This window comes from Exiguobacterium sp. BG5(2022), from assembly GCF_031844365.1.
Lineage (GTDB): Bacteria > Bacillota > Bacilli > Exiguobacteriales > Exiguobacteriaceae > Exiguobacterium > Exiguobacterium profundum.
Window position 1 is genome coordinate 995193 of the sequence record NZ_JAUZVB010000001.1, and the last position, 23847, is coordinate 1019039.

Here is a 23847-nt window from a genome sequence, read left to right on the forward strand (position 1 = left end):
CGATTGTTTTTTCCTATACCAACCCCTAGCTTCGAGTTGATAATAGAATCGCCTCGCGAATGAGCGACTGTCGCGACCTCACGTCGGGACATTAACGACTTGAGGTGTCGTTCCCACCTCTGAGCTATAATCGGATAGCGAACCGAGATGATTTTGGTTTCTTCAAACGTTGCTCCGGAACAAGTTTGAAAAGCGTTCATCTGACGCTTGTCCAAGTAACTTGGTACACCTTTATTATAACAAAGGTCCATCATTTTGCAAGCGCTTTCTTTCATAAAGTAAATAAATCTAAAAGTGATTGTTTCATCAAAAAAGACTAAGTCCCATCACGACTTAGTCTTCATGAAATGATTCAATTATTTTTAAACGATACGTAGGTGACAAAGTACGAGATGAACTCCGAGTTTTTCGGGCTTCGTTCACGCTCTGGTCGCCCTTCGAACATCTCATGATCACGCATGCCGTTCTCCCATGCCGTCTTGATTGCATGACGCATTGCTCGTTCTACACGAGAGGATGTCGTCTCATGCTCTTTTGCGACCATCGGGTACAATTCTTTCGTGATGAGTCCGAGTAAATCTTGCCGTTCTCGCACGTAGATGACGGCTTGACGAATATACTTGAACCCTTTGATGCGCGGAGAGATTCCGAGTTGCTGAAGCAGGAGTGAGATTTCAATTTCTTCTGGTGTCATTCCGTCAAATTCTCGATTTGTCCCTTCTGACAATTCACGAATTTTCGTTAATAACTGTTGGATATTGAACGGTTTGACGAGGAAATAAGAGGCCCCGAGTTGCACGGCCTGTTTCGTCACTTCATCTTTTCCAAACGCACTCAACATGATCACTTCCGGCTTGTCATCACCTAATTCTTCATTTAGGCGTTGCAATACTCCGATCCCATCCAAATGCGGCATGATAATATCGAGTAAGAGTACATCCGGTTGGTGTGTCTTGACGACATCCAAGCATGTTTCTCCATCGTGTGCCGTACCTACGACACGAAGATCAGGCTCGGATTCTAGTTGTCGGCTCAACAAATCGACGATTTCTCGATTGTCGTCCGCAATACATAATGTAATCACTTATGACACTCCTTTGATGAACTTCTGTTTTACTTGTTGTGACATCTCAAGTAATTCTTCGACGTGTTGCTTCGTCAAGTCTGTCATTTGAGCGCCAGCAATCATGCGACCCAATTCGTCGATTCGACTTTCACGGTCGAGGGACGTCACATTTGTTTTCGTCCGTTCATTCGTTTCGGTTTTCGTAATGTAAAGATGTTGGTCTGCCATCGCAGCAACTTGTGCCAAGTGCGTGATACAGAGGACTTGAGAGCCGACAGAAAGTCGGAAGATTTTTTCACCCATCGCCTGCGCGACACGTCCAGAGACCCCTGTGTCGACCTCGTCAAAAATAATGGAGGCCACTCCAACCGTTCTTGAAAAGATTGATTTGAGTGCGAGCATGACACGGGAAAGCTCTCCTCCTGAAGCGACTTTTGCGAGCGGTTTGAACGGTTCTCCAACGTTCGTCATCATGTAAAACTCTACGTCATCTAAACCATCTTGTTTAAGCGATGTGGTTTTGAAACGGACCTCGAACGCTGTTTTTTCCATATATAGTTCCTTCAACTCTCGATGAATCGCATGCTGAAGCGACTCCGCAGCCATCTTACGCGCTGAAGACAGTCTCATGCCAGCTTCTCTTGCAATTTGCTCTAATCGAATGAGTTCATCTGAGAGCGTTTGTAAATGCTCTTCCCGGTTCGTCATCGACTTCAATTCATCCGACACTTGTTCGCCATAGGTGATGACTTCTTCGATGGTCGTCCCATACTTTCGTTTCAATTGCTGGAAAAGAGCCAATCGTGACTCAATCTCATCCAATCGAATCGGGTCAAATTCGAGCGAATCTAACTGGTCCCGGAGTTGAAACTTTGCATCCTCCAACAAATAATAAGCGTTAGAGATTGTCTCCGATACAGATGTCAAAGACGAAGAGAGCTGTGACGCCTCTTCCATCTCGCGCATCGCCACTCCGATTTGATCGAGTCCATTTGACTCCTCGGCAACCGCCTCATACGAGAGACGAATGTGTTGATGAATGCGTTCAAAGTTGGCCAATTCATCCCGTTCTTCTGTCAACGCCTGTTCTTCCCCAACTTTTAATTCAGCCGCTTCGATTTCTTTCGTTTGAAACGACAAAAGATCCATTCGTTGAGCAAGCTCCTGCTCACTTTGACTAAGACGCTTCAATTCATCGGCGACTTGTTTCCAGGCCGCAAATGCCGTTTGATATTCCTCGACTAACGGACTGATTTCTTTTTCGGCGAAATGGTCTAATATGCCAAGGTGAAATTCCGCATCCATTAAATGTTGATGTTCATGTTGACCGTGAATATCGACCAGGAGCCGTCCGAACTCCCGTAACGTCGAGAGCGGCATCATTTTCCCGTTCACACGGCAGACACTCTTCCCGCTACTATGTAGGTCTCGACGTAAGATGACTGTCCCATCTTCAACATCGATGCCATATTGTTCGGCCGCTTCGATGACCGGGTGATCCGGTTCAATCATGAACAGACCTTCGATTTCAGCTTTATCTTGACCATATCGCACGAACTCACTTGAGCCACGTCCTCCAACAAGCAATCCAATCGCATCCAACAAGATCGATTTACCGGCACCTGTCTCACCCGTGAGCACAGTCATACCTCGATTAAACGGAATGTTTAATTCGTCAATAATCGCAAACTGTTTGATTGATAGTTCTGCTAACATACGTACGTTCACCTCATAACATTCCGAGTAGTCGATCGATGATTTGCTTCGCCTTCTCTTCGTCGCGTGCAATCATTAAAATCGTATCATCTCCACACACCGTCCCAATCAATTCATCCCATGATAGATGATCAATCAAGACGCCGATTGCATCAGCATTTCCCGGGAGCACTTTCATGACGACCAAATTTTGTGCAGAATCGACCGAGACGAAGCTGTCACTAAGGATTCGCTTCATTTTCCCGTATGGATTAAAGCGTTGATCGGCAGGCAGACTATACTTATATCGTCCATCGTTCAATGGGACTTTGACCAGATGTAACTCTTTAATATCCCGAGACACGGTTGCCTGTGTGACTGGATACCCCGAGCGACGTAGCTCATCCACCAACTCATCTTGCGTCTCGATTTCTCGATTCGTCACGATGTCTCGAATTTTAATCAATCGCTGTCCTTTGTTCATAAGCGCTGACACCTCATTTTTCGTTTCACATACACATTATCATTCTAAAGTATTGTCGAAAAAAGGTCTAGCATTCCAGGTGGGATTTCCACCATTCCCCATCTAGTAGACGAGTAAAGGAAAAAGCTACAGACAACGAGGTCTGTAGCATCATTTTATCCCTTAAGTTTGGCATGGGCCGCGTTTACGACCTCTTCGACTTGTAGCGATGGCGAGACGCCACCTACTCCTGTGTACCGAGCGAAGAGAAGAAACTCGATGTTCCCATCCCCTCCAGTGATTGGAGAGTAATCCAAAGCTTCGACAAAGAAGCCTTCCGATGCGAAGTATCGGACCATATCGCTTGCGACTCGTTCATGGACGTTACGGTCCCGAACAATTCCTTTTTTCCCGACATCGGCCTTCCCTGCTTCAAATTGAGGTTTGACGAGCGCCATGACGACACCGTCTTGCTTCAAAATTTGTTTCAACGGTGGCACCATCAGACGAAGCGAGATAAAAGAGACGTCAATCGTTGCGAAATCTGGTTGAATCGGGAACTGATCGGCCGTCGCGTGGCGGAAGTTCATCCGCTCCATGACGACGACGCGATCATCGCTCCGTAGTTTCCAGGCAAGCTGATTATAGCCGACATCGACCGCGTACATTTGAGTCGCGCCGTTTTGAAGCGCACAGTCCGTGAACCCACCCGTCGATGAGCCGATGTCGATTCCGACTCGTCCAAAGACATCGAGCGGGAAGACGTGGAGCGCTTTCTCGAGCTTCAAGCCGCCACGTCCAACATAAGGAAGAACTTGACCCTTCACTTCGAGAGGGATATCATCAAACACTTTATCGCCCGCCTTGTCTAGACGTTCTGTCCCACTATAGACGAGACCGGCCATGACCGACCGTTTTGCCTTTTCCCGTGTTTCAGCAAGTCCACGTTCGACGAGCAATACATCTAATCTAGTTTTCTTTCTTTTTTCCATAATCCCTCACACATTCTGTCGATTTGTCTCCATGACGAACCGTTCAATCGATTCCGCCATTTGGGCAGGTCGCAGTCCAATCTCTTCTAGGAGCTGGTTGACACCGCCATGCTCGATATATCGATCCGGAATACCGAGACGTTGAATCCGTGGAAACGCTCCGGCTTCATTCGCGTGTTCAAGCACGCTACTTCCAAAGCCACCGGCGAGAGCAGCCTCTTCTAATGTCACGAGCGGAATCCCCTCTGCATAAAGTGAAGTCAGCATCGCATCATCGAGCGGCTTGATGCTACGACAGTTAATGACGCGCACACTGAGCTTACCTTCTAATAGTGCTCGGACTTCGAGGGCGTCTTGCACTTGGGGACCGAACGTCAAGATAGCGACATCTGTCCCTTCTGCCTCGACTTCCCAATCATCGAGTGAAATTTCTTGAAGCGTCTCACTCATCGGAACACCGATCCCTTCACCACGCGGGAAACGAATCGCAATCGGTCCACCATCGTAACGGAGTGCAGAATAGACGAGTTGTTGTAATTCTTCTTCATCTTTCGCCATCAAAATTCGAATGTTTGGCACGTGACGCATGAAGGCGATATCGAACACACCTTGGTGCGTCTCTCCATCCGCTCCGACAAGTCCAGATCGGTCAATCGTGAACACGACGTTCAAGTTTTGACGACAAATGTCATGGACTAGTTGATCATACGCGCGTTGGAAGAAGGTCGAATAAATCGAGACGACCGGTTTCAACCCTTGCGTCGCCTGTCCCCCAGCGAGGGTGACCGCATGTTGCTCGGCAATTCCGACATCAAACATACGCTCCGGGAATTTCTTCGTAAAGCAATCGAGTTTCGAACCGACACTCATCGCTGGTGTGATCAACGTCACCCGTTCGTCTGACTCCGCCACTTTCGTGATCGTCTCCGCGACGACTTTCGAATAGCTCGGTCCTTTCGGTTTGCCTTTGATGACTTCACCGGATTCAATTTTATAAGGTCCAAGACCGTGCCATGTTCCGACACCGTCCAATTCAGCCGGACGATATCCCTTCCCTTTTTTCGTAATGACGTGGACGAGAACCGGACCGTCGATTTTCTTCGCGTACTCAAGCGTTTCGAGCAAGTCTTTCAAATCATGCCCATCTGTAGGTCCAAAGTAAGTGAAGCCAAGTTCTTCAAAGAACGTTCCCGGAATGAGAGCAGATTTTAAGAGGTCCTTCACCCGTTCCCCGCTCCGTTCAAGTGAACTCCCGACGAGCGGGATGTGTTTGATGAGTGACTCCATTTCTTCTCGAGCATGCTTCAACTTGCGCGATGCCCGGATACGACCAAGCATATTATGCATCGCTCCTACGTTCGGCGCAATCGACATCTCGTTATCATTTAGAATGACAATCACGTTCTGTTTCTCGGCACCGATGTGATTGAGGGCTTCAAGTGCCATCCCCCCAGTCAAAGCACCGTCCCCGATGATGGCGATGGCACGATCGTTGGCGCGCCCTTTCAATTCATTCGCAATCGCAATCCCCATGGCTGCAGAGAGGGAAGTCGAACTGTGCCCTGTTTCCCACACATCATGCTCGCTCTCACAACGTTTCGGGAAACCACATAACCCATTGTATTGTCGGAGAGTATCAAACTGGTTCGTACGTCCTGTCAAAATTTTATGAACGTATGCTTGATGACCGACGTCCCATACGAGTTGGTCTTTCGGACTGTCAAATACACGGTGCAAGGCAAGCGTCAACTCTACAACTCCCAAGTTTGGCGCCAAATGCCCTCCCGTCACTGCCAATTTTTCAATCAAGAATCGTCTAATGTCTGAACCGAGCGATTCGAGCTCTGATACAGACATCCGTTTCAGGAACGACGGGTCTTGAATGGATGTCAAGTCCATAATGACCATCCTTTCTCCTCACATTTTACTGATTCGTACCTTACATTTTACAAGAATGTGACGGCATATGCCACACATTCCCCAAAACAAAGGTGACACGATGTGCTCATCGTGTCACCGAGGTCAATGATTTCGTTTCACTACAAATGATAGCATCTCAAGAAGCAACGGCGCTGGAACTGAAAGTGATTCAATTGCAGCGTGTGCCGCTCCCACTTCTTGCTCAAGAGCTTGCTTCGCTCCCTCTAAGCCGAGAAGCTTCGGATAAGTCGTCTTGTCATTCAATTCATCTGAGCCGACGCGTTTTCCGATTGTTTGTTCATCTCCGACGACATCGAGGATATCGTCTTGAATCTGAAAAGCGATGCCAAGATGACGTCCGAACTGTTTGAGGTGCATCCGATCTTCCACCGATGCGCCCGCCAAAATCGCACCGGCTTCAAGTGCATAGACGAGTAGCGCACCTGTCTTCCGTTCATGAATGGATTTGAGCTCTTCAAGTGTGACGTCGTTCCGCTTTTCAGCCAGCATATCATCCAACTGGCCACCGACCATACCTGAGCTACCGGCCGCCAATCCGAAAATACGAATAATCTCGACGACATCTAGCGCAGGGAGTGGCATCTGTGTGAGAATACGGAATGCGTCCGTCAATAAGGCGTCCCCAGCCAAAATAGCGGTCGCTTCATCAAACTGACGATGATTGGTCGGTCGTCCACGACGAAGATCGTCATCATCCATGGCCGGCAAATCATCATGGATGAGTGAGTATGTATGAACCATCTCTAAACTCGCCGCCACCTCTCGTCCTCGCTCGAGTGACATGCTATACGTTTCAAGGACGGCATAGACGAGAGCAGGACGAATGCGTTTCCCGCCAGCCTCTAAAGAATACGTCATTGCGTCTCGTAATCGTTTCGGCATCTCACTCGACTCAATGAGTTCCTGCATCGCCAGTTCGACGGTCCGTTTCCACTTGTTCAAGTCATCGGTACGGTTCATGCGGATCCTCCTTTTTCACGAAGCGTCCCATCAAGTTCTAAAATTTCATCCATTTTTTTCTCGGCGGCAGAGAGTTTTGTCTGGCACAATGCAGACAAGCGGACACCTTCCTCATATAGGGTCATCGCTTCCTCTAATGGGACATCACCGCTCTCGAGTTGCGCGACGATCTGTTCGAGGCGCTCGAGCGCCGCCTCAAATGTCTGTTCTTTCTTCGTCACCGACAATCCTCTCCTTCACCTCAGCGATTGCATGACCATCCCGAAAACGAATCGAGACATCACCATCGCGTAATTGTTTCACGTTCTGCACATAGATCCCATCTTGTTCGATGAACGTATATCCACGTGACAAGACGGCGAGTGGACTGACTGCATGCAATCGTCCAACCTGTTGTGCAAATTGAAGCGTTGCTTGTTCTAATGGCTTCGTTCGACGGAGTCGCTCGACCATATGATTGACTTCTTCCCCTTGCTTGGACAACGTTTTTGAAAATCGTTTTACATCTAGCTGCTGTGACAACTGACGGAGCTGATGAGTGGCTTGGGTGAGATGTCGCCTCATCCCTTGCTCGAGACGGATTTCCGACTGGGCGAATCGTTCCCGTTTCTGAGATATCGTGTACCTCGGTGATTTTAATCCATAGCTATTGATCATCCGTTCCACACGGGTTCGCGAATCATCCAATTGGTCTCTGACGGCTTTGTGCAGATGGTTATCCAAACGTTCTACATCTTTTCGCTGCGCATCAATCATCGCGGTAGCGAGTTCAGCCGCCGCTGTCGGAGTCGCAGCCCGAACATCGGCAACGAAATCCGAAAGCGTAAAGTCTGTCTCGTGACCGACAGCAGAAATGATGGGAATCGTGGACGCATAGATTGCCTCCACCACAACATCTTCATTAAATGCCCAAAGCTCCTCGATAGAACCACCACCGCGACCGACAATGAGTACATCACAATCGGTGCGTTCGTTCATCCAGCGAATGGCAGAAGCAACTTGTGGAGCCGCCATTTCGCCCTGTACAGCAACAGGGGCGAACGTAATCGCCACATGTGGCGCACGACGTCGAAGTGTGGTTGCGATATCGTGTAGCGCTGCACCTTTTGGAGACGTCACGATTCCAACGCGCTCTGGAAACGTCGGGAGCGGGTGCTTCCGCTCCTCGTCGAACCATCCCATCTCCTCTAATTCACGCTTTCTCGCCTCATATCGCTCAAACAATAGACCGATTCCGTCTTGTCGCATCAATTCGACATATAGTTGGACATCTCCCGTAGCCTCATACATCGTCACCTTTGAGACGGCGATGACTTTCATTCCATCTTTCGGTTCGAATTGAAGTTGTTTGGCATCGCGAGAAAACATGACAGCTTTCATCCGAGACGCGTCATCTTTCAACGTGAAATAACAATGACCGGATGAATAACGTTTGAAATTTGAGATTTCACCGATGACCGCGACTTGTCGAAGCAATACATCATCATCAAGTTGTCGCTTCACATATCGAACAACTTCAGAAACCGGAAGTGGATTAGCCACGTGATGCAACCTCGACCGTATTATGCATGAGCATCGTGATGGTCATCGGACCGACACCACCCGGAACAGGGGTGATGGCACTCGCCTTCTCCTTAACAGCTTCATAGTCCACGTCACCGACTAGACGACCTTCGACCCGATTGACTCCGACATCGATGACAAGCGCGCCTGGTTTGACCATGTCTGCTGTGACTAAACCAGCGCGTCCGACAGCGACAATCAAAATGTCCGCTTGGCGTGTCATCTCACCGAGGTCAGCTGTTTTTGAATGACAATATGTGACCGTTGCTGATTCATTCAAGAACAAAATGCCTACCGGTTTACCGACAATCTGACTACGACCGACGACGACAACGTGCTTTCCGGCGATCTCGGTCTGTGTTTTTGCGAGATGCAAGATGCCGTGCGGCGTGCACGGGAGTAGCGTATCAAGTCCGAGCATCATCTTCCCAACATTCTCAGGATGAAAGCCATCGACGTCCTTTTCTGGGGAGATGCGCATGATGACTCGTGATTCGTCGATGTGTTTCGGCAGAGGGAGTTGCACGAGAATCCCGTGAACTTCTTCATCCGCATTCATCAAGTCAATCAAGTCAAGCAATTCCTTCTCGCTAATCGTCTCATCAAAACGGAGGACTTGTGAATCGATTCCGATTTCTTCTGCCGCCCGTTCCTTCCCGCGTACATAGCTATGACTTGCTGGGTCATCCCCAATCAACACGACTTTCAGTTTCGGTACGATGCCACGTGCGCGAAGTGCTGCCACACGTTCTTTTAACGTTTCTCGATATGATGCTGCCACTTGTTTCCCGTCGATCACTACTGCCATCTCTCTCATCCCCCGTTGTCTTTAGGTTTTTCTGTAGTTGGTCTGGTGTCTTATCTCTATTTTTTTAGTCTTCTTTAATGATGTTACCGAGTACGCCATTCACGAGTTTGCCGGCTTCTTCGTCCGCGAACGATTTCGCGAGTTCGACCGCTTCGTTGATGGTGACGTTTTCTGGAATCGTCTCGACGTATAACAATTCGAACGTTGCCATTCGAAGAATCGTACGCTCGACGTTTCCGAGGCGATCTAACCGCCAGTTTTTCAAGTTTTCAACTAGTAACGCATCGATATCTTCAATATGTTCTAGCGTCCCTGTGACGAGTTGTTCGTAAAACGGATCAGACTCTTCTCCATCCAATGCGAACTCGATTGCTTCGTCCACCTCTAATTTAGATACTTCGATTTGAAAAAGCGTTTGAATCGCTTTCTCTCGTGCTTCATGACGTTTCATTCAGTTACTCTCCTTTTACATGCTTTCATTGTGATAGTTTAGCATAAAGCACTCATAAATTCAGTACAAAAAACCAGGAAACCGAAATAATGTTCGGGCTTCCTGGTTCATGTTATTTTGCCAATGACATTTCTTTTTCAACGAATTTCGTATCGAACGTACCGATGCGGAACTGCTCATGTGCCATGACTTGTTGATGAAACGGAATCGTCGTTTTAATTCCCGAAACCGTAAACTCATCCAAAGCACGCAACATTTTCAGAATGGCCTCATCACGCGTTGGTGCATGAACAATCAACTTCGCTACCATCGAGTCATAGAACGGCGGGATCATCGCTCCTGCATAGAGTCCGCTATCGACACGGACACCCATACCGCCTGGAACGATATATTGGTCAATCTTCCCTGCCATCGGACGGAAGTCCATAAATGGGTCCTCCGCGTTGATTCGACATTCGATGGAATGTCCTGAGAACGTAATGTCCTCTTGTGAGATGGCAAGCGGATGTCCGAGCGCCACTTCAAGCTGCGCTTGAACGAGATCGAATCCTGTGATCATCTCGGTGACGGGATGCTCGACTTGGATCCGGGTATTCATCTCCATGAAATAAAACTCGTTTGATTCTGGAACGTAAATGAACTCGATTGTTCCCGCTCCCGAGTACTGAATGGCTTTTGCCGCTTTGACGGCAGCATCCCCCATCAATTGACGTGTCGTTTCATCAATCGCAGGTGACGGCGCCTCTTCAACTAGTTTTTGCATGCGACGTTGGATTGTACAATCACGTTCACCTAAGTGAATGACGTTACCGAATTGGTCGGCAAGAACCTGCACTTCGACGTGACGGAACGACTCGATGAACTTTTCGAGATACACGTCACCATTCCCGAACGCCTGCTTCGCTTCTTTACGTGTCGCGACCAATCCTGAAACGAGTTCGTTCTCGTCTCGAGCGACGCGAATGCCACGTCCTCCACCGCCGGCTGTCGCCTTGATGATGACCGGATAGCCCATCTCACGCGCGAGTTCCATCGCTTCTTCGTCTGTGACGACACCACTTGAACCTGGAACGACAGGAACCCCTGACTCGATCATCGTTCGTTTGGCTTCATCCTTGATTCCCATTTTGCGAATCGCATAGCTGCTTGGGCCGACAAATTGAATTCCACACGCCTCGCACATCTCAGCGAACTCGGCATTTTCAGCCAAAAAGCCGTAACCCGGATGTACCATCGTCGCATCCACGGCGCAGGCGACTGATAAAATATTTGGGATATTCAAATAGGAGTCCTTCGATGGATTCGGACCGATGCAATAAGCCTCGTCAGCCAAATGAACATGTAACGCTTCACGATCTGCCTCAGAGAAGACAGCGACCGTCGGAATATTCAATTCTTTTGCTGCACGTATGATTCGAACCGCGATTTCCCCGCGGTTAGCAATTAATAATTTCATAACGACCTCACTTCACGCTGAAGAGCGGTTGACCGAATTCGACGAGATCGCCATCGGCGACTAACACCTCTACGATTTCGCCACTGATTTCCGCTTCGACATCGTTAAACAGTTTCATCGCCTCTAGAATACAAACGATTTGTCCTGACTCGACACGATCGCCGACGTTCACGAACGCTTCTTTATCCGGGGCCGGACGTGAATAGAACGTTCCAACCATCGGAGAGGTGATAGTACGATAAGACGCCTTTTCTTGCGTCGGTTCTTCTGTTTGTTCATTTACTTGAGGAGCAGGCGCAGGCGGTGCGAATGCTTGTGTCTGCATGATAGGCGCGCTCACTGTTTGTTGCGCTTCTTTCTTTAATGACAGTTTGAAATCAGATGTTTCAAGCTCCATTTCATGGACTGATGATTGGTCCAATAATTGAATAAGCTCTTTAATTTGATCGATTTGCATCTTTCTTACCCCCTGTTTATACCTGGTACTAATCTCTCCTTCACTATAACTGGTCAGACCAATGAATGCAACGAGAAAAAAAGAGCGCCCATTCATTCGAATGAGCACTCGTAAGGATTAACCGTTATAACGACCCATGAACTCTCCAGTACGTGTATCGACTGTCACTTTTTCACCTGGTTCGATGAAAAGTGGCACTTGAATGACATGTCCTGTTTCCACTGTCGCGTTTTTCTTCACGTTCGATGCCGTGTCACCTTTTACGCCTGGGTCTGCTTCGACGATTGTCAAGACAACGCTCGTTGGAAGCTCGATTCCAAGAATCTCCCCTTCGTAGTCCGCGATGCTGACTTCCATGTTCTCAAGCAAATATGGAAGTGCTGATTTGACTTGAGCGCTTGTCAATTCAAGTTGCTCGTATGATTCATTGTCCATGAAGACATACGTGTCGCCCATTGGATAAAGATATTGCATGCGTTTACGCTCGATGTGTGCGCGTTCGATTTTTTCTCCACCACGGAACGTCGTTTCTTGGATTGCACCGTTACGCAAGTTACGCATTTTCGTACGAACGAATGCCGCTCCTTTACCCGGTTTTACGTGTTGGAACTCGATGACTTGCCAAATCGAACCGTCAGACGTTTTGACCGTCAATCCTGTTTTTAAATCGTTAACTGATACCATATTGATTTCCTCCTAAATTCAGATGAAGCTTATGCCTCGATCGTAATTAACTCTTTTGGCGACTGTGTCAGACGGTAGCATCCGTCTTCTGTGATGACGACATCGTCTTCAATCCGGCAACCACCGACACCGTTGATGTAAATACCCGGCTCGATCGTTACGACCATACCAGGTTCGAGCACCGTTTCCGAACGGAACGATAATCCTGGGGCCTCATGCACTTCCATTCCAAGACCATGTCCTGTCGAGTGGCCGAAGTACTCGCCATATCCAGCTTCTTTAATAATATCGCGTGTCAATGCATCCGCTTCAATGCCAGTGATTCCGGCACGTGTGCCTTCTACACCAGCAAGTTGGGCACGAAGTACCGTATCGTAGATTTGACGCAACTCATCCGAAATCGGACCGATTGCAAGCGTACGCGTGATATCTGAGCAGTACCCTTTATAGTAAGCACCGAAATCAAGCGTAACCAATTCTCCAGATTCGATGACTTTATCACTTGCCACACCGTGTGGTAGCGCCGAACGGAGACCCGAGGCGACAATCATGTCGAACGATGACGAGTCAGCACCTTTTGAACGCATGAACATTTCGAGTTCGTTCGCGACTTCTCTCTCGGTACGACCAGGACGAATGAACGTCTGGATATGGGTGTACGCCGCATCAGCGATTGCCGCAGCTTCCTTCATAATCTTAATCTCTGATTCATCCTTAATCAAGCGCAGTTTTTCTACGATTCCAGACGTTTCAATAAGTTGAGCGTCGACATCTTTTTCATAGGCACGATATTGCCCCACTGTCATCGCATCCTGCTCGATGCCAAGGCGCTTGATGGATTCACGGGACACGACATCTGCTACCGACTTGATGAGTGATGTATCAAGCTCAATGATGTCGTACCCTTTTACTTGATCGTTCGCTTGTTCCGTGTAACGGAAGTCCGTGATGAAACTTGCCGAATTCGACGTGATGACGATGACACCGCTCGACCCGGTGAAACCAGATAAGTAGCGGATATTCTCACGTTTTGTGACGAGTAATGCATCAATCTCGTTTTTTCCTAACTGTGCTTGCAGTTTGTTTACGCGTTCAATCATGTCGATTCCTCCAATGTTCGATTAGTGCATGCAGCGCTAACGTATAGCTCGTGAGTCCAAAACCGGTAATGACACCGATACAGACGGCAGCAAGTTTCGACTCATGCCGAAAAGCCTCGCGTGCATGCACGTTCGAGATATGTACTTCAACGACTGGGGCAGCGATAGCGGATATGGCATCCCGGATCGCGATTGATGTATGCGTATAGGCACCTGCATTCAATATGACACCCTCATAATCAAAAGCGTCATGTAGCGCATCAATTAAATCTCCCTCATGATTCGATTGTTTAAAGGTGAGTTCGACGTCTTCTGGAGCGCGCAGCATCAGTTCTGCCGCCAAACCTTTCAACGACACCTTGCCATATACATTCGGTTCACGACGACCCAGTAGATTTAAATTCGGTCCATTTAAAACTAAAATCCGCAACCTTCTTCCCCCTCGTTCGTCAAGTCTCATCTATTGTAACAAATTTATCGAAAGAACGTGAATCGAGCCTTCTGCCCTTTCGTTTTTTTTACAAATCACGGTATAATTCAAGTACAACATTTGAATTTGAAGAATCGAGGAAAGTGAATGAATTCCAAACCAACCATCCCAGTCGGGGGACAGGCGCTCGTGGAAGGCGTCATGTTTCAAGGCCGCTCTGAAAGCGCATCTGCCATCCGGCGAAAAGATGGCTCGATTGAAACATTCGAGCAAGCACGTATTCTTGTCCCTTGGGTCCAATCTTTAAAAAAAGTACCTTTCTTGAGAGGGATTGTCGCGCTGTATGAATCGTTAAAGAACGGTTCTGCACATATGAACTTTGCGAGCGATCGATATGATGTCGATCCAAGTGAAGATACGAACACGAACGAAGACCAAAAACAGAGCATATGGATGATTGCCTTCATCGCAATCGTCGGTGTCATCTCGTACGTTTTTGGTAAATTGATTTTCAATGTGACGCCAGCACTTCTCGCGGCCATGTTTCAAGACGTACCTTTATTTTCCGGACATGTGATTCAAAACCTCCTTGAAGGGGGAATAAAATTAGTATTGTTACTCAGCTACCTTTACTTGATATCATTGACGCCACTCATTAAGCGTGTCTTCCAATATCACGGCGCTGAGCATAAAGTCATCAATTGCTATGAGTCCGGGCGTCCGGTCACGGTTGAACAAGTACGCCAAAGCTCGCGATTGCATTATCGCTGTGGCTCAAGCTTCATTTTATTCACCGTCTTCGTCGGGATTGGCGTTTACATGATTGTGCCAATCGATCCGCTCTGGTTGCGACTCATCAGCCGAATCGCGCTATTGCCGGTCGTCATCGGAATCTCATTTGAAGTCCTGCAGTTTACCAATCGTTTCCGCGACCATCGCTTTCTGTCATTCCTTGGCAAACCAGGCCTGTCGCTCCAATTATTGACGACACGAGAGCCAAATGATGAGCAGATTCAAGTCGCGATTGAAGCATTTGAGACATGGGAACGAAAAGAGTTAGGAGAATCGGTCATTCATAGAGAGGGATAAGAGGAGGAAGCACCATGATCAGACAAAGAGTCGGTTCGATCGCTGCAACAATCGTGTTTATCCTTGGCTTCATCGGGGTCGGGCATATGCTTGCCACCGATCCAGGTCGCCTGTTTAGACAATTGTTGTTCATCGGGATATTCGGGTTAGTCTTTTATGTGATCTATCGCGTCTTCATGGCACCACGTATGTCTGCAGAAGATGCACGCTATCGTAAAACCGCGCAAGCCTCAAAAAAACGAATGCAGGGAAGTCGTGGTCCTCAAGTCAAACCTTCCGCTTCCGCTAAAAACCGGAAAGGGAAGAAACCTGGTTCAAACGTCACCAAGTTATCTAAACGTTCAACCGTACATCGTAGCAATCCACCACACCTAACAGTGATTGAAGGTAAAAAAGGGAAGAAGAAAAAGAAAGCAAACATGTAAAAGGAGCGCCACGGCGCTCCTTTTTATGTTGTTTCTACATATCCGATATATGGCAGATTCCGATATTGTTCCGCGTAATCGATCCCATACCCGATGACGAACTCATCAGGAATCTCGAATCCGACATAGTCTGCGTCCAACTGAACGAGTCGACGCGCCGGCTTGTCGAGAAGCGTACAAATTTTCAACTGTTTCGGTTGATGGAGCTCCATATGTTTACATAAGAATTTCAACGTCTGTCCCGTGTCGATGATGTCCTCGATAATGACAACATACTTTCCTTCCACATCTAAATCCAAGTCCTTTCGAAGTTGCACACTCCCACTCGAGACCGACTTTTTCCCGTAAGAAGACGTCGCGACCGTATCGAGCTGAACGCTCCCTTTCATGTATCGCATCAAGTCTGCCGCAAAGACCATCGAGCCTTTTAATACGGCGACGATCACAATCGGTATCCCCTCTGCATCGTTCTCAATCTCTTCAGCCAATTCTTTCACACGTTTTTGAATCTGCTGTTCATCAAACAGTTTTCCTTTAATTTGAATCTCCATTTATCCGGCGAATGTTCGCCGTCACCCCCTATCTATTCAATCCACGATTCATCTTAACATAATGACGACTAAAAAATATACATTCTAAGATAAATATGAATGTTTCGTTCGTATTTTAGCGATATTGAGCAAAATAAAAAGCATCAATCGAGTTAGATTGATGCTTTTTACATATTATTCTTCTGAAGCTCGTTCTTGTTCCCGAAATTCTCTAAATTGATTCATGAGTTCAGGCTTATCTTCAAAAAATTCCACAAACTGTGTCATGCAGTCGAGCGTGTTCGAACTGAGATGGTGTTCGATACCCTCGACATCCTCGTACACATCTGATTCATCTACTCCGATTAGACGTAAAAAAGACTCGAGCATCGCATGACGCTCGACCAATCGCTTCCCTACTTTTTGACCCTTTTTTGTAAGCATGAGACCACGATACTTTTCATACACAAGATATTCTTCACGGTCCAACTTTTGAACCATTTTGGTGACAGAGGAGGGATGGACCCCTAAATGTTCCGCAATATCAGATACACGCGCATAGCCTTTCTCTGACATCAATAAATAAATACGTTCTAAATAATCTTCCATACTCGGCGTCGGCATGGGCACGACCTCCCCTAATGTTCCGGTTTCCATTCCTTATTTTATCCTAATTAGAATGAAATCGAAAGGGAAAGCCCCGATTGATTGAGTCAATCATTGTCTCATGACCTTAATTTCATTATAATGAGATATGGTAACTTTGAAAGAGAAGGGAAGAACATCTATGGGACTCGAAACAATCCTCGTCATCCTCCTATGGGTTGCCTTGATCGCCTACATCGTATGGCGTTTCATGCCAGCTCGCGGGTTGAAAAAAATGAAACAAGAAGAATTCCGTGCCTCACTCCGTAAAGGTCAGTTAATTGACGTGCGTGAACCGAACGAATACAAAGGTGGACATATCGTTGGTGCCCGGAATATCCCGGTCGGCCAAATGAAACTACGTATGAAAGAACTGCGTAAAGATCAACCGATTTTAATTTACTGTCAAGGTAGTTCACGTTCAAACCAGGCGGCTAAACTCCTCATGAAGAACGGATACAACAATATCTACATGCTCGAAGGCGGCTTCAAGAACTGGAAGGGCAAGATTAAAAAAGCATAAAAAAACGGGCGGGTCGATACAATCATCGACTCGCCCTTTCTTTATTTTACAGATGACGCCTCACGACGCTCATATTTCAAGACCGGTTTACGGGCAGCGAGTGTCTCGTCCATCCGTTTAACGACCGTCGTATGAGGAGCAGTCTGAACGATTTCCGGATTCTCTTCCGCCTCTCTGGCAATTTGGAGCATCGCATCACAGAACGCATCGAGCGTTTCTTTTGATTCTGTCTCTGTCGGTTCCACCATGATACATTCCTCGACATTTAATGGGAAATAGATTGTCGGTGGGTGGTAACCGAAGTCAAGAAGGCGTTTAGCGATATCGAGTGTACGAACACCAAGGGCTTTTTGACGCTTCCCTGACAAGACAAATTCGTGTTTGCAATACGTATCATATGGCACGTCGAACGCATCTTTTAGTCGCGCAAACATATAGTTGGCGTTGAGGACCGCTTCACGGGATACCCGCGTCAATCCTTCTGCGCCCATTGTCTTAATATAGCTGTACGCTCGAACGTTGATCCCGAAGTTTCCATAGAATGGTTTGATTCGCCCGATTGAATGTGGTCGGTCGTAATCGAGACCATATCCATCATCTGTTTTCGTCACAATTGGAGTCGGTAAGAATGGAATCAAGTCACGCTTCACCCCGACTGGACCTGAGCCTGGACCTCCGCCGCCGTGAGGCCCTGTGAACGTCTTATGCAAGTTCAAGTGGACGACGTCAAAGCCCATGTCCCCAGGACGTGCGATTCCAAGAATCGCGTTTGAGTTCGCGCCATCATAATACAGCTTCCCGCCAGCTTCATGAACGACTTTTGAGATTTCAAGGATATCCGCTTCAAATAGTCCAAGCGTATTCGGGTTTGTCAGCATGAGAGCAGCCGTATCCGCTCCAACTTTTGACTTCAAATCATCCAAATCGACGAGACCGCGCTCATCCGACTTGACGGTCACCGTCTCGAATCCAGCAACGACTGCGGACGCCGGGTTTGTCCCGTGCGCCGAATCTGGTACGAGTACTTTCGTACGAGCCGTATCCCCATTACGCTCATGGAACGCTTTAATCAACATAAGCCCCGTCCATTCCCCATGGGCACCTGCCGCTGGTTGGAGTGTGACTTCGTCCATCCCCGTGATTTCAGCGAGTTGCTCCTGTAAGTCCACCATGAGTTCGAGCGCACCTTGAATCGTCTCAACCGGTTGCAACGGGTGAATATGTGCAAATCCAGGAAGACGAGCCATATCTTCGTTCACTTTCGGATTATATTTCATCGTACACGAACCGAGCGGATAGAAGCCTGAATCGACCCCATGGTTTCGAGTAGACAGAGACGTGTAATGGCGAACGACATCAAGTTCAGACACTTCTGGAAGTTCCGCCGCCTCTTTCCGAATCATCGTAGCCGGTAACAACGTCTCAAGGTCAACCTCCGGGACAGTCGGTGTCGGCAAATTATATCCAGTTCGTCTTTCACGTGATACTTCAAAAATTAGCGTTTGCTCGTGTTGCATTATTTCATCCCCCCAACCACTTCGACAAACTGATCAATCTCTGATTTCGTGCGCAATTCCGTCGCGCAAACCAACATTTGTGTCTGACGCTCCCCTTCATACGTACCAAGCGGTAGCCCACCGATCATGCCGCGCTCGAGTAGATGGCGCGATACTTCTTCTGCATCACGTCCAAAATCCACGACGAACTCATTGAACATTGGTCCTTCGTCCACGATGTTGAATCCTGCAGCTTTTAACGCTTCTTTCATATAATGAGCGGTTTGAATATTCCGAACAGCCATATCACGAATTCCGTATTTCCCTAGAGCGGACATCGTGATTGAAGCAGCCAATGCATTAAGTGCTTGGTTTGAACAGATATTGGATGTCGCTTTATCACGGCGAATGTGCTGTTCCCGCGCCTGAAGCGTCAACACGAATCCGCGTTTGCCGTCCTCATCGACCGTTTGACCGACTAGTCGGCCCGGTAGTTTACGCATCAAAGATTTTTTGACCGCGAAGTATCCACATGACGGTCCACCAAAACTTTGCGGAATACCGAATGGCTGTGCATCTCCGACCGTGATGTCCGCACCGAGTGCTCCTGGTGACTCAAGAATCCCGAGGGCGAGCGGGTTGCTCGAAACGACGAATAGCGCGCCGGCTTCATGAGCCAATTCTGCTAATTTTTCTAAGTCCTCAATACGACCGTAGAAGTTTGGATATTGTACGACAAGACACGACGCATCCGTCAAATCGAGGTCAGATACATCCGTCACCCCGTTCTCCACATCTGTGTAATCAACGGATAGACCTGGTCCGTCAGCATACGTACGGATTACATCCTTCGCTTCAGGATGCACTGCACCGGAGACGACGACACGTTTTTTCTTCGTCTGCGCGCTCGCTAGGTAAGTCGCCTCAGCGAGAGCAGTGATTCCGTCGTACATCGAAGAGTTCGCGACGTCCATCCCTGTCAATTCACAAATCATTGTTTGGAATTCGAACATCGCCTGAAGTTCACCTTGTGAAATCTCAGGTTGATATGGCGTATACGCCGTATAGAATTCAGAACGCAAAAGCATGTGGTTCATCACACTCGGCGAAAGATGGTCATACATCCCTGCTCCAAGGAAGCTCGGGTATGATTTCGTATGTTTGTTTTTATCAGCTAACTTCGTCATATGACGAACGAGATCAACTTCCGGAAGCGGAGCCCCGATTGCCGCTAATGATGCTTGTTCGCGAAGTGTTTCTGGAATATCTGAAAGAAGCGCTTCGATTGAATCGACGCCGATTGTCTTTAACATGTCTCGTTCATCTTGTTCGGTCATCGGTAAATAACGAAATTCCATTCTGTTCATTCTGAATCCCCCTGTATCATTTCGTTCGTTTATAGAAAGGTGTCGGTACGCGTTCGGCTTCAATCTTTTTGCCACGGATGTCGATGACAAAACGCTCTTCATCTTTGTAACGTGCATCGACTCGTGCCCATGCGATTGATTCATTTACAGTCGGAGGTATCGTACCGGTCGTGACAACGCCGATTACATTCCCATCCAATTCGACTTGCGCCCCTTGACGGGCAATCCCACGACCTAACAATCTCAATCCAATCAATCGATTCGGAATGTTTTCTTTTTGAGTGACGAGTGCTTCCTTACCAACAAAGTCAGTATCTAGCTTGACGGCAAAGTTGAGATTCGCTTCGAATGGTGTGATCGACTCATCCAATTCATGACCGTAAAGCGGCAAGCACGCTTCGAAACGTAATGTATCGCGTGCGCCCAGCCCACATGGGGTAACACCCTCGGCTTCAAGCGCTTCCCAGATGGCAGAAATTGCTTCTGCTCGAGCATAAATCTCGAAGCCATCTTCCCCAGTATACCCACTTCTAGAGATGATCGATGGCACACCCGCCACGTCACCGTTCATGAATTTGAAGAACCCGATTTCGTCGAGTGCAACATTTGTGATGCTTTGAAGAACAGATTGTGCATTCGGTCCTTGAATCGCAATCTGACCATACTCATCAGATTCATTTGTCACAACCACGTCTCCCTTAACGTGTCGACGAATGTGCGCTTCATCCTTTTCAATATTTGAAGCATTGACGACGAGCCAATAAGCGTCCTCATCTAATCGATAGACAAGCAAATCGTCCACCACACCGCCGTCTTTGAGACAGAGAAGATTATACTGGGCTTGACCAACTTTAATCTTCGAGATATCATTCGTCACCAAGTTTTGAACTTGCTCAAGCGCGTCCGGCCCTTCGATTCGAATTTCTCCCATGTGAGATACATCAAACATCCCCACGTTTTGACGTACAGCCAAATGCTCTTCTTTAATCGAAGAGAACATAATCGGCATTTCAAATCCCGCAAAATCAACCATCTTCGCCTTCGGTTCGATTAATTCGAACAAAGGCGTACGTTTCAAAGTAACCTTTTCCATAATATCCCCCAATCCCGAACATAAAATGCTTTTGTTTTTGAAATCTTTCGTTTTCCATTCCACTTTAACAATTTTTATTCCTTCTGCATAGGTAAAAAGGCGAAAAAGAAAAAGGATGAAAAACGAAAACGTTTTCATCCTCATTATTTCATATTTTCGACTCGGTGGAAACGTCAGAACGTTCAATTCCAGCTGTCCGTTTGATTTCATGGGTTAGCTCAACGGCAGCTTGCTTTAATTCAATCGATTCATTCTTCGCATTGATCCCAAACTCTTTTATTTGAGTAACAGATCGATTGACCGCATCTACGTGTCCCTTGATTTCATTGACCTGTTGACCAATCACGTCTGCCCGAATTTTAAAACGTTCCGTCAGACGATTCAAACGACCAAATTCTGGTTTCATCTTGTTTTTGAACAAGAGATAACCGTATATCCCAAGTCCGATTAATGAAAATACGATGATGGCGAAATTAATCCAGATCATACTTTTTCCCCCTTTATACGGATGATTTGCTTGGCGATGTCTTCAGGCGGTTGAGATGCATCGATGGATACACTCGCTGTTCGATATAATCGATCGCGTCGTTGAAACAACGTCTGAACATCCTCCCGTCCTTTTTTAACAAGTGGTCGTGCAGAATCTTTGATTCGTTCCCAACACATGTCGAACGGAAGATTTAAATGGATCATCGTACCACGTTCTCGCATCCAACGTATATTTTCAGAGCGCTCCACCACTCCGCCACCTGTCAGGATATAGTCAGCAATGACTTGTTGCAGTACTGTTGATTCAACATCACGAAACGCAGACTCACCATAGCGGTCAAAATATGTAGCGATCTCCATTCCAGTCATGGACTCAATGACTAAATCAAGATCGATGACCTCCCCATATTCTTTTAGAAACGAGAATAAGGTAGATTTACCTGTACCCATAAACCCCACGATATAAAACGGGTTATCATTCATAAACCATCACCTCTTTATGCCGTTCGCCGGATGTTAACACAATGTCCACTTCAGTACGATTAGGTGCAATCGGACGACACGTCAGAGTTCCCGTCGGTTTATGCAACGTTAACGGTCGTTCAGCGCAACGCTCCTTCGCCAGTAACAAATGCGATTCAAAACGAATCGCTAAGATTTCCTCTGACAGTCGCCTCGTCGTTCGTTCCACATCAGTATACCAAAATAACGTGGCGCCGAGTAACCAAACAACAATGGTCAAGGTGATGACGAGAAAGAAGCCTGCTTCATGCACATGACATGCCGCTCTCTTCTGAACGATGAATCTTTCCATGAGATTCGAAATCCCTTTCCGACCGTTTCGACATGATACTGGTCGATTCCTCTTAAAAAGAGTAAGTTTCCTCCTCCATCTCCGACCATAACCAAATTGCCATTTACTTGTTTGATCGTCCATGACCATCGCTCCTCATCCGATTTGACGAAATCACCCCGTAACCGTCCTTCGTCAACACGACAGTTCTCGCTATCCATCAGACGGCGCACAATCAGTTGAGGTGTCGTATGATGATTCCATTTAGGCTGTTCATAAAGATGTTGACCGAGCGTGAGCAGTTCCACTAAAAGAAAAAGAAACATGGGAAGGATCAGCAAAACGAACGTCATTTCAATCATCGTAAAGCCTTTTTCATAATGTCGGCAGACAAAATCCTTTCTCACACACTTGCTCACGCCCTGTCGGTTCAGTGGCTTCAAGCAGAACCTCTCCTTGTAATCGTTCATAGATGAACAGCGTATCACTCAACCGTTGGATTCGTTCGTTCCCCTGCATGACAAATGATGTCAGAATGAAAATCCACCCCATGACCACCGCAAGACTGACACTTAGCTCCCATAATGAGAAACCCGATTCATCCACTTTCACGAATAATCACCTCCGGTTCATAAGTCCCGATTCGAAATTTGAGCGTCACCGATGTCTTTCCACTGACGAATTTCCACTGTCCCGCATAAGAAGCTGTCGCTTGTGAAAAGGTCAAAGTGTTGTACGTCGGAAGATATACATCCACACCATCAGGAACATCAACCTCCCTGACTACCTCTCGCCCACACACAATCAGATAAGTTTGTTGTTTCGAAATCCAAATCAATCGTGGTACACAATCTCCCTCTTCTGAAATATAGGGAAATTGCCCAGCTTCTTGAATATTTGCTACCAATGAGTCCGTAAAATTGTAGAGCTCCATTCGTTCGAACGGTCTCGTACTCGGTGCACTGATCAATAGTAAGAACGACAGCACGACAAGTACCCAAGTCATTTCGACCAAGGTGTAGCCTTTCATTGTTTTTTTAAGGAGCCGTCAGTCGGTGAATACGTATAGGCCGAGGATTGACAGCTATAAACGAGTGGATCTGCAGCCGACGCACGCTTAATCACTTCTAACGTTTCAGGATAGGCTTTATGTTCCGCGTAATGCAAATTGATTTCAGATTCAACGATTCGAACACTACCTTCGCAACTCACTTGATCAGCACGAGATTTCCCGTCCGACAAAGAAGGGACAAGTAACAAGAGAAGAACTGATATAATGAGTAATACTGCCGCCATCTCAACTAATGTGAACCCACGCTCTTCCTTCATTT

At 47.3% G+C, this 23847-nt stretch carries 30 protein-coding genes; 3 read left to right on the forward strand and 27 right to left on the reverse strand.

What is annotated here, in order from left to right:
* Positions 1-352: 352 nt before the first annotated feature.
* From spo0A to aroQ, 15 genes are all read right to left on the reverse strand, one after another.
* The gene (gene spo0A, locus Q9R25_RS05180; RefSeq protein WP_074036711.1) at positions 353-1084 is read right to left on the reverse strand and encodes a sporulation transcription factor Spo0A; all 732 of its coding nucleotides are present in this window, start codon (positions 1082-1084) and stop codon (positions 353-355) included.
* Positions 1085-2782 (reverse strand): DNA repair protein RecN, encoded by a 1698-nt coding sequence (gene recN, locus Q9R25_RS05185; RefSeq protein ID WP_078147102.1) that lies wholly within the window; start codon positions 2780-2782, stop codon positions 1085-1087. It lies immediately after the preceding gene.
* Between the two features lie 13 nt (positions 2783-2795).
* Complete coding sequence (ahrC, locus tag Q9R25_RS05190) at positions 2796-3245, reverse strand: transcriptional regulator AhrC/ArgR (protein ID WP_012726567.1); 450 nt, start codon at positions 3243-3245, stop codon at positions 2796-2798.
* 155 nt (positions 3246-3400) lie between these two features.
* Entirely contained in the window at positions 3401-4216 is an 816-nt protein-coding gene (locus Q9R25_RS05195; RefSeq protein WP_214690771.1) for a TlyA family RNA methyltransferase, read from the reverse strand.
* Between the two features lie 6 nt (positions 4217-4222).
* The gene (dxs, locus tag Q9R25_RS05200) at positions 4223-6115 is read right to left on the reverse strand and encodes a 1-deoxy-D-xylulose-5-phosphate synthase (RefSeq protein ID WP_196431845.1); all 1893 of its coding nucleotides are present in this window, start codon (positions 6113-6115) and stop codon (positions 4223-4225) included.
* Between the two features lie 123 nt (positions 6116-6238).
* A complete protein-coding gene (locus Q9R25_RS05205; RefSeq protein WP_214690770.1) occupies positions 6239-7117 on the reverse strand; it encodes a polyprenyl synthetase family protein in 879 nt (292 codons plus the stop codon).
* Positions 7114-7338 carry an exodeoxyribonuclease VII small subunit gene (xseB, locus tag Q9R25_RS05210; RefSeq protein ID WP_012726571.1) on the reverse strand — a complete coding sequence of 75 codons (225 nt, stop codon included), beginning with the start codon at positions 7336-7338 and terminating at the stop codon, positions 7114-7116. The genes Q9R25_RS05205 and xseB overlap by 4 nt, the downstream gene beginning before the upstream one ends.
* The gene (gene xseA / locus Q9R25_RS05215) at positions 7313-8659 is read right to left on the reverse strand and encodes an exodeoxyribonuclease VII large subunit (RefSeq protein ID WP_196430849.1); all 1347 of its coding nucleotides are present in this window, start codon (positions 8657-8659) and stop codon (positions 7313-7315) included. Before xseA ends, xseB begins: the two co-directional genes overlap by 26 nt.
* Positions 8652-9488 (reverse strand): bifunctional methylenetetrahydrofolate dehydrogenase/methenyltetrahydrofolate cyclohydrolase FolD, encoded by an 837-nt coding sequence (gene folD / locus Q9R25_RS05220; RefSeq protein WP_214690768.1) that lies wholly within the window; start codon positions 9486-9488, stop codon positions 8652-8654. Before folD ends, xseA begins: the two co-directional genes overlap by 8 nt.
* 64 nt (positions 9489-9552) lie before the next feature.
* Positions 9553-9939 (reverse strand): transcription antitermination factor NusB, encoded by a 387-nt coding sequence (gene nusB, locus Q9R25_RS05225; RefSeq protein ID WP_078147109.1) that lies wholly within the window; start codon positions 9937-9939, stop codon positions 9553-9555.
* Between the two features lie 112 nt (positions 9940-10051).
* Positions 10052-11395 (reverse strand): acetyl-CoA carboxylase biotin carboxylase subunit, encoded by a 1344-nt coding sequence (gene accC, locus Q9R25_RS05230; RefSeq protein WP_214690767.1) that lies wholly within the window; start codon positions 11393-11395, stop codon positions 10052-10054.
* A 7-nt stretch (positions 11396-11402) separates the two neighbouring features.
* A complete protein-coding gene (gene accB / locus Q9R25_RS05235; RefSeq protein ID WP_012726576.1) occupies positions 11403-11852 on the reverse strand; it encodes an acetyl-CoA carboxylase biotin carboxyl carrier protein in 450 nt (149 codons plus the stop codon).
* A gap of 117 nt (positions 11853-11969) precedes the next feature.
* Complete coding sequence (efp, locus tag Q9R25_RS05240; protein ID WP_012726577.1) at positions 11970-12536, reverse strand: elongation factor P; 567 nt, start codon at positions 12534-12536, stop codon at positions 11970-11972.
* Between the two features lie 29 nt (positions 12537-12565).
* Positions 12566-13633, reverse strand: coding sequence for a M24 family metallopeptidase (locus Q9R25_RS05245; protein WP_214691267.1), 1068 nt, complete (start codon positions 13631-13633; stop codon positions 12566-12568).
* Positions 13629-14066, reverse strand: a complete 438-nt coding sequence (gene aroQ, locus Q9R25_RS05250) for a type II 3-dehydroquinate dehydratase (protein WP_396136423.1) — start codon at positions 14064-14066, stop codon at positions 13629-13631. The genes Q9R25_RS05245 and aroQ overlap by 5 nt, the downstream gene beginning before the upstream one ends.
* 147 nt (positions 14067-14213) lie before the next feature.
* On the opposite strand from aroQ, the gene Q9R25_RS05255 reads away from it, so the two are divergent.
* Together Q9R25_RS05255 and Q9R25_RS05260 are read left to right on the forward strand one after the other, a co-directional pair.
* On the forward strand, positions 14214-15155 hold the full coding sequence (locus Q9R25_RS05255; RefSeq protein WP_214690765.1) for a DUF1385 domain-containing protein: 942 nt from the start codon (positions 14214-14216) through the stop codon (positions 15153-15155).
* Positions 15156-15169: 14 nt separating this feature from the next.
* Entirely contained in the window at positions 15170-15580 is a 411-nt protein-coding gene (locus Q9R25_RS05260; protein WP_159562465.1) for an SA1362 family protein, read from the forward strand.
* 23 nt (positions 15581-15603) lie between these two features.
* Here the strand turns inward: Q9R25_RS05260 and hpt are convergent, their stop codons facing one another.
* Together hpt and mntR are read right to left on the reverse strand one after the other, a co-directional pair.
* Positions 15604-16131: a hypoxanthine phosphoribosyltransferase gene (gene hpt, locus Q9R25_RS05265; RefSeq protein ID WP_159562466.1), complete on the reverse strand. Its 528-nt coding sequence runs from the start codon at positions 16129-16131 to the stop codon at positions 15604-15606.
* Between the two features lie 174 nt (positions 16132-16305).
* The gene (gene mntR / locus Q9R25_RS05270; protein ID WP_214781451.1) at positions 16306-16734 is read right to left on the reverse strand and encodes a transcriptional regulator MntR; all 429 of its coding nucleotides are present in this window, start codon (positions 16732-16734) and stop codon (positions 16306-16308) included.
* A 163-nt stretch (positions 16735-16897) separates the two neighbouring features.
* Here mntR and Q9R25_RS05275 point away from each other — a divergent pair, with 163 nt between their 5' ends.
* Positions 16898-17278 (forward strand): rhodanese-like domain-containing protein, encoded by a 381-nt coding sequence (locus Q9R25_RS05275; RefSeq protein WP_012726584.1) that lies wholly within the window; start codon positions 16898-16900, stop codon positions 17276-17278.
* Positions 17279-17319: 41 nt separating this feature from the next.
* Here the strand turns inward: Q9R25_RS05275 and gcvPB are convergent, their stop codons facing one another.
* From gcvPB to Q9R25_RS05325, 10 genes are all read right to left on the reverse strand, one after another.
* A complete protein-coding gene (gene gcvPB, locus Q9R25_RS05280) occupies positions 17320-18795 on the reverse strand; it encodes an aminomethyl-transferring glycine dehydrogenase subunit GcvPB (RefSeq protein ID WP_311282886.1) in 1476 nt (491 codons plus the stop codon).
* Entirely contained in the window at positions 18795-20132 is a 1338-nt protein-coding gene (gcvPA, locus tag Q9R25_RS05285) for an aminomethyl-transferring glycine dehydrogenase subunit GcvPA (RefSeq protein WP_311283114.1), read from the reverse strand. The genes gcvPB and gcvPA overlap by 1 nt, the downstream gene beginning before the upstream one ends.
* A 25-nt stretch (positions 20133-20157) precedes the next feature.
* Entirely contained in the window at positions 20158-21234 is a 1077-nt protein-coding gene (gene gcvT, locus Q9R25_RS05290) for a glycine cleavage system aminomethyltransferase GcvT (protein WP_215243840.1), read from the reverse strand.
* A gap of 148 nt (positions 21235-21382) precedes the next feature.
* On the reverse strand, positions 21383-21721 hold the full coding sequence (locus Q9R25_RS05295; RefSeq protein ID WP_074036691.1) for a hypothetical protein: 339 nt from the start codon (positions 21719-21721) through the stop codon (positions 21383-21385).
* A complete protein-coding gene (locus Q9R25_RS05300) occupies positions 21718-22206 on the reverse strand; it encodes a shikimate kinase (protein ID WP_311282887.1) in 489 nt (162 codons plus the stop codon). The genes Q9R25_RS05295 and Q9R25_RS05300 overlap by 4 nt, the downstream gene beginning before the upstream one ends.
* Positions 22199-22498: a hypothetical protein gene (locus Q9R25_RS05305; protein WP_311282888.1), complete on the reverse strand. Its 300-nt coding sequence runs from the start codon at positions 22496-22498 to the stop codon at positions 22199-22201. The genes Q9R25_RS05300 and Q9R25_RS05305 overlap by 8 nt, the downstream gene beginning before the upstream one ends.
* Positions 22462-22878 carry a hypothetical protein gene (locus tag Q9R25_RS05310; RefSeq protein ID WP_074036689.1) on the reverse strand — a complete coding sequence of 139 codons (417 nt, stop codon included), beginning with the start codon at positions 22876-22878 and terminating at the stop codon, positions 22462-22464. The genes Q9R25_RS05305 and Q9R25_RS05310 overlap by 37 nt, the downstream gene beginning before the upstream one ends.
* Positions 22879-22891: 13 nt before the next feature.
* The gene (locus Q9R25_RS05315; protein WP_074036688.1) at positions 22892-23128 is read right to left on the reverse strand and encodes a hypothetical protein; all 237 of its coding nucleotides are present in this window, start codon (positions 23126-23128) and stop codon (positions 22892-22894) included.
* Positions 23115-23522 (reverse strand): prepilin-type cleavage/methylation domain-containing protein, encoded by a 408-nt coding sequence (locus Q9R25_RS05320; RefSeq protein ID WP_236548985.1) that lies wholly within the window; start codon positions 23520-23522, stop codon positions 23115-23117. Before Q9R25_RS05320 ends, Q9R25_RS05315 begins: the two co-directional genes overlap by 14 nt.
* Positions 23523-23542: 20 nt before the next feature.
* Complete coding sequence (locus Q9R25_RS05325) at positions 23543-23845, reverse strand: prepilin-type N-terminal cleavage/methylation domain-containing protein (RefSeq protein WP_074036684.1); 303 nt, start codon at positions 23843-23845, stop codon at positions 23543-23545.
* Between the last annotated feature and the right edge of the window lie 2 nt (positions 23846-23847).

Excerpts from the sequence above, each read along its gene's own strand:
- Q9R25_RS05255 (WP_214690765.1), top strand. The coding sequence starts at position 14,214 with ATGAATTCCAAACCAACCATCCCAGTCGGGGGACAGGCGCTCGTGGAA.
- Q9R25_RS05275 (WP_012726584.1), top strand. The coding sequence starts at position 16,898 with ATGGGACTCGAAACAATCCTCGTCATCCTCCTATGGGTTGCCTTGATC.
- Q9R25_RS05205 (WP_214690770.1), bottom strand. The coding sequence starts at position 7,117 with ATGAACCGTACCGATGACTTGAACAAGTGGAAACGGACCGTCGAACTG.
- folD (WP_214690768.1), bottom strand. The coding sequence starts at position 9,488 with ATGGCAGTAGTGATCGACGGGAAACAAGTGGCAGCATCATATCGAGAA.
- gcvT (WP_215243840.1), bottom strand. The coding sequence starts at position 21,234 with ATGGAAAAGGTTACTTTGAAACGTACGCCTTTGTTCGAATTAATCGAA.
- accB (WP_012726576.1), bottom strand. The coding sequence starts at position 11,852 with ATGCAAATCGATCAAATTAAAGAGCTTATTCAATTATTGGACCAATCA.
- ahrC (WP_012726567.1), bottom strand. The coding sequence starts at position 3,245 with ATGAACAAAGGACAGCGATTGATTAAAATTCGAGACATCGTGACGAAT.
- Q9R25_RS05300 (WP_311282887.1), bottom strand. The coding sequence starts at position 22,206 with ATGAATGATAACCCGTTTTATATCGTGGGGTTTATGGGTACAGGTAAA.
- gcvPB (WP_311282886.1), bottom strand. The coding sequence starts at position 18,795 with ATGCAACACGAGCAAACGCTAATTTTTGAAGTATCACGTGAAAGACGA.
- nusB (WP_078147109.1), bottom strand. The coding sequence starts at position 9,939 with ATGAAACGTCATGAAGCACGAGAGAAAGCGATTCAAACGCTTTTTCAA.
- accC (WP_214690767.1), bottom strand. The coding sequence starts at position 11,395 with ATGAAATTATTAATTGCTAACCGCGGGGAAATCGCGGTTCGAATCATA.
- gcvPA (WP_311283114.1), bottom strand. The coding sequence starts at position 20,132 with ATGGAATTTCGTTATTTACCGATGACCGAACAAGATGAACGAGACATG.
- Q9R25_RS05325 (WP_074036684.1), bottom strand. The coding sequence starts at position 23,845 with ATGAAGGAAGAGCGTGGGTTCACATTAGTTGAGATGGCGGCAGTATTA.
- dxs (WP_196431845.1), bottom strand. The coding sequence starts at position 6,115 with ATGGACTTGACATCCATTCAAGACCCGTCGTTCCTGAAACGGATGTCT.
- mntR (WP_214781451.1), bottom strand. The coding sequence starts at position 16,734 with ATGCCGACGCCGAGTATGGAAGATTATTTAGAACGTATTTATTTATTG.
- hpt (WP_159562466.1), bottom strand. The coding sequence starts at position 16,131 with ATGGAGATTCAAATTAAAGGAAAACTGTTTGATGAACAGCAGATTCAA.
- Q9R25_RS05295 (WP_074036691.1), bottom strand. The coding sequence starts at position 21,721 with ATGATCTGGATTAATTTCGCCATCATCGTATTTTCATTAATCGGACTT.
- Q9R25_RS05260 (WP_159562465.1), top strand. The coding sequence starts at position 15,170 with ATGATCAGACAAAGAGTCGGTTCGATCGCTGCAACAATCGTGTTTATC.
- Q9R25_RS05320 (WP_236548985.1), bottom strand. The coding sequence starts at position 23,522 with ATGACTTGGGTACTTGTCGTGCTGTCGTTCTTACTATTGATCAGTGCA.
- recN (WP_078147102.1), bottom strand. The coding sequence starts at position 2,782 with ATGTTAGCAGAACTATCAATCAAACAGTTTGCGATTATTGACGAATTA.
- Q9R25_RS05310 (WP_074036689.1), bottom strand. The coding sequence starts at position 22,878 with ATGATTGAAATGACGTTCGTTTTGCTGATCCTTCCCATGTTTCTTTTT.
- Q9R25_RS05195 (WP_214690771.1), bottom strand. The coding sequence starts at position 4,216 with ATGGAAAAAAGAAAGAAAACTAGATTAGATGTATTGCTCGTCGAACGT.
- efp (WP_012726577.1), bottom strand. The coding sequence starts at position 12,536 with ATGGTATCAGTTAACGATTTAAAAACAGGATTGACGGTCAAAACGTCT.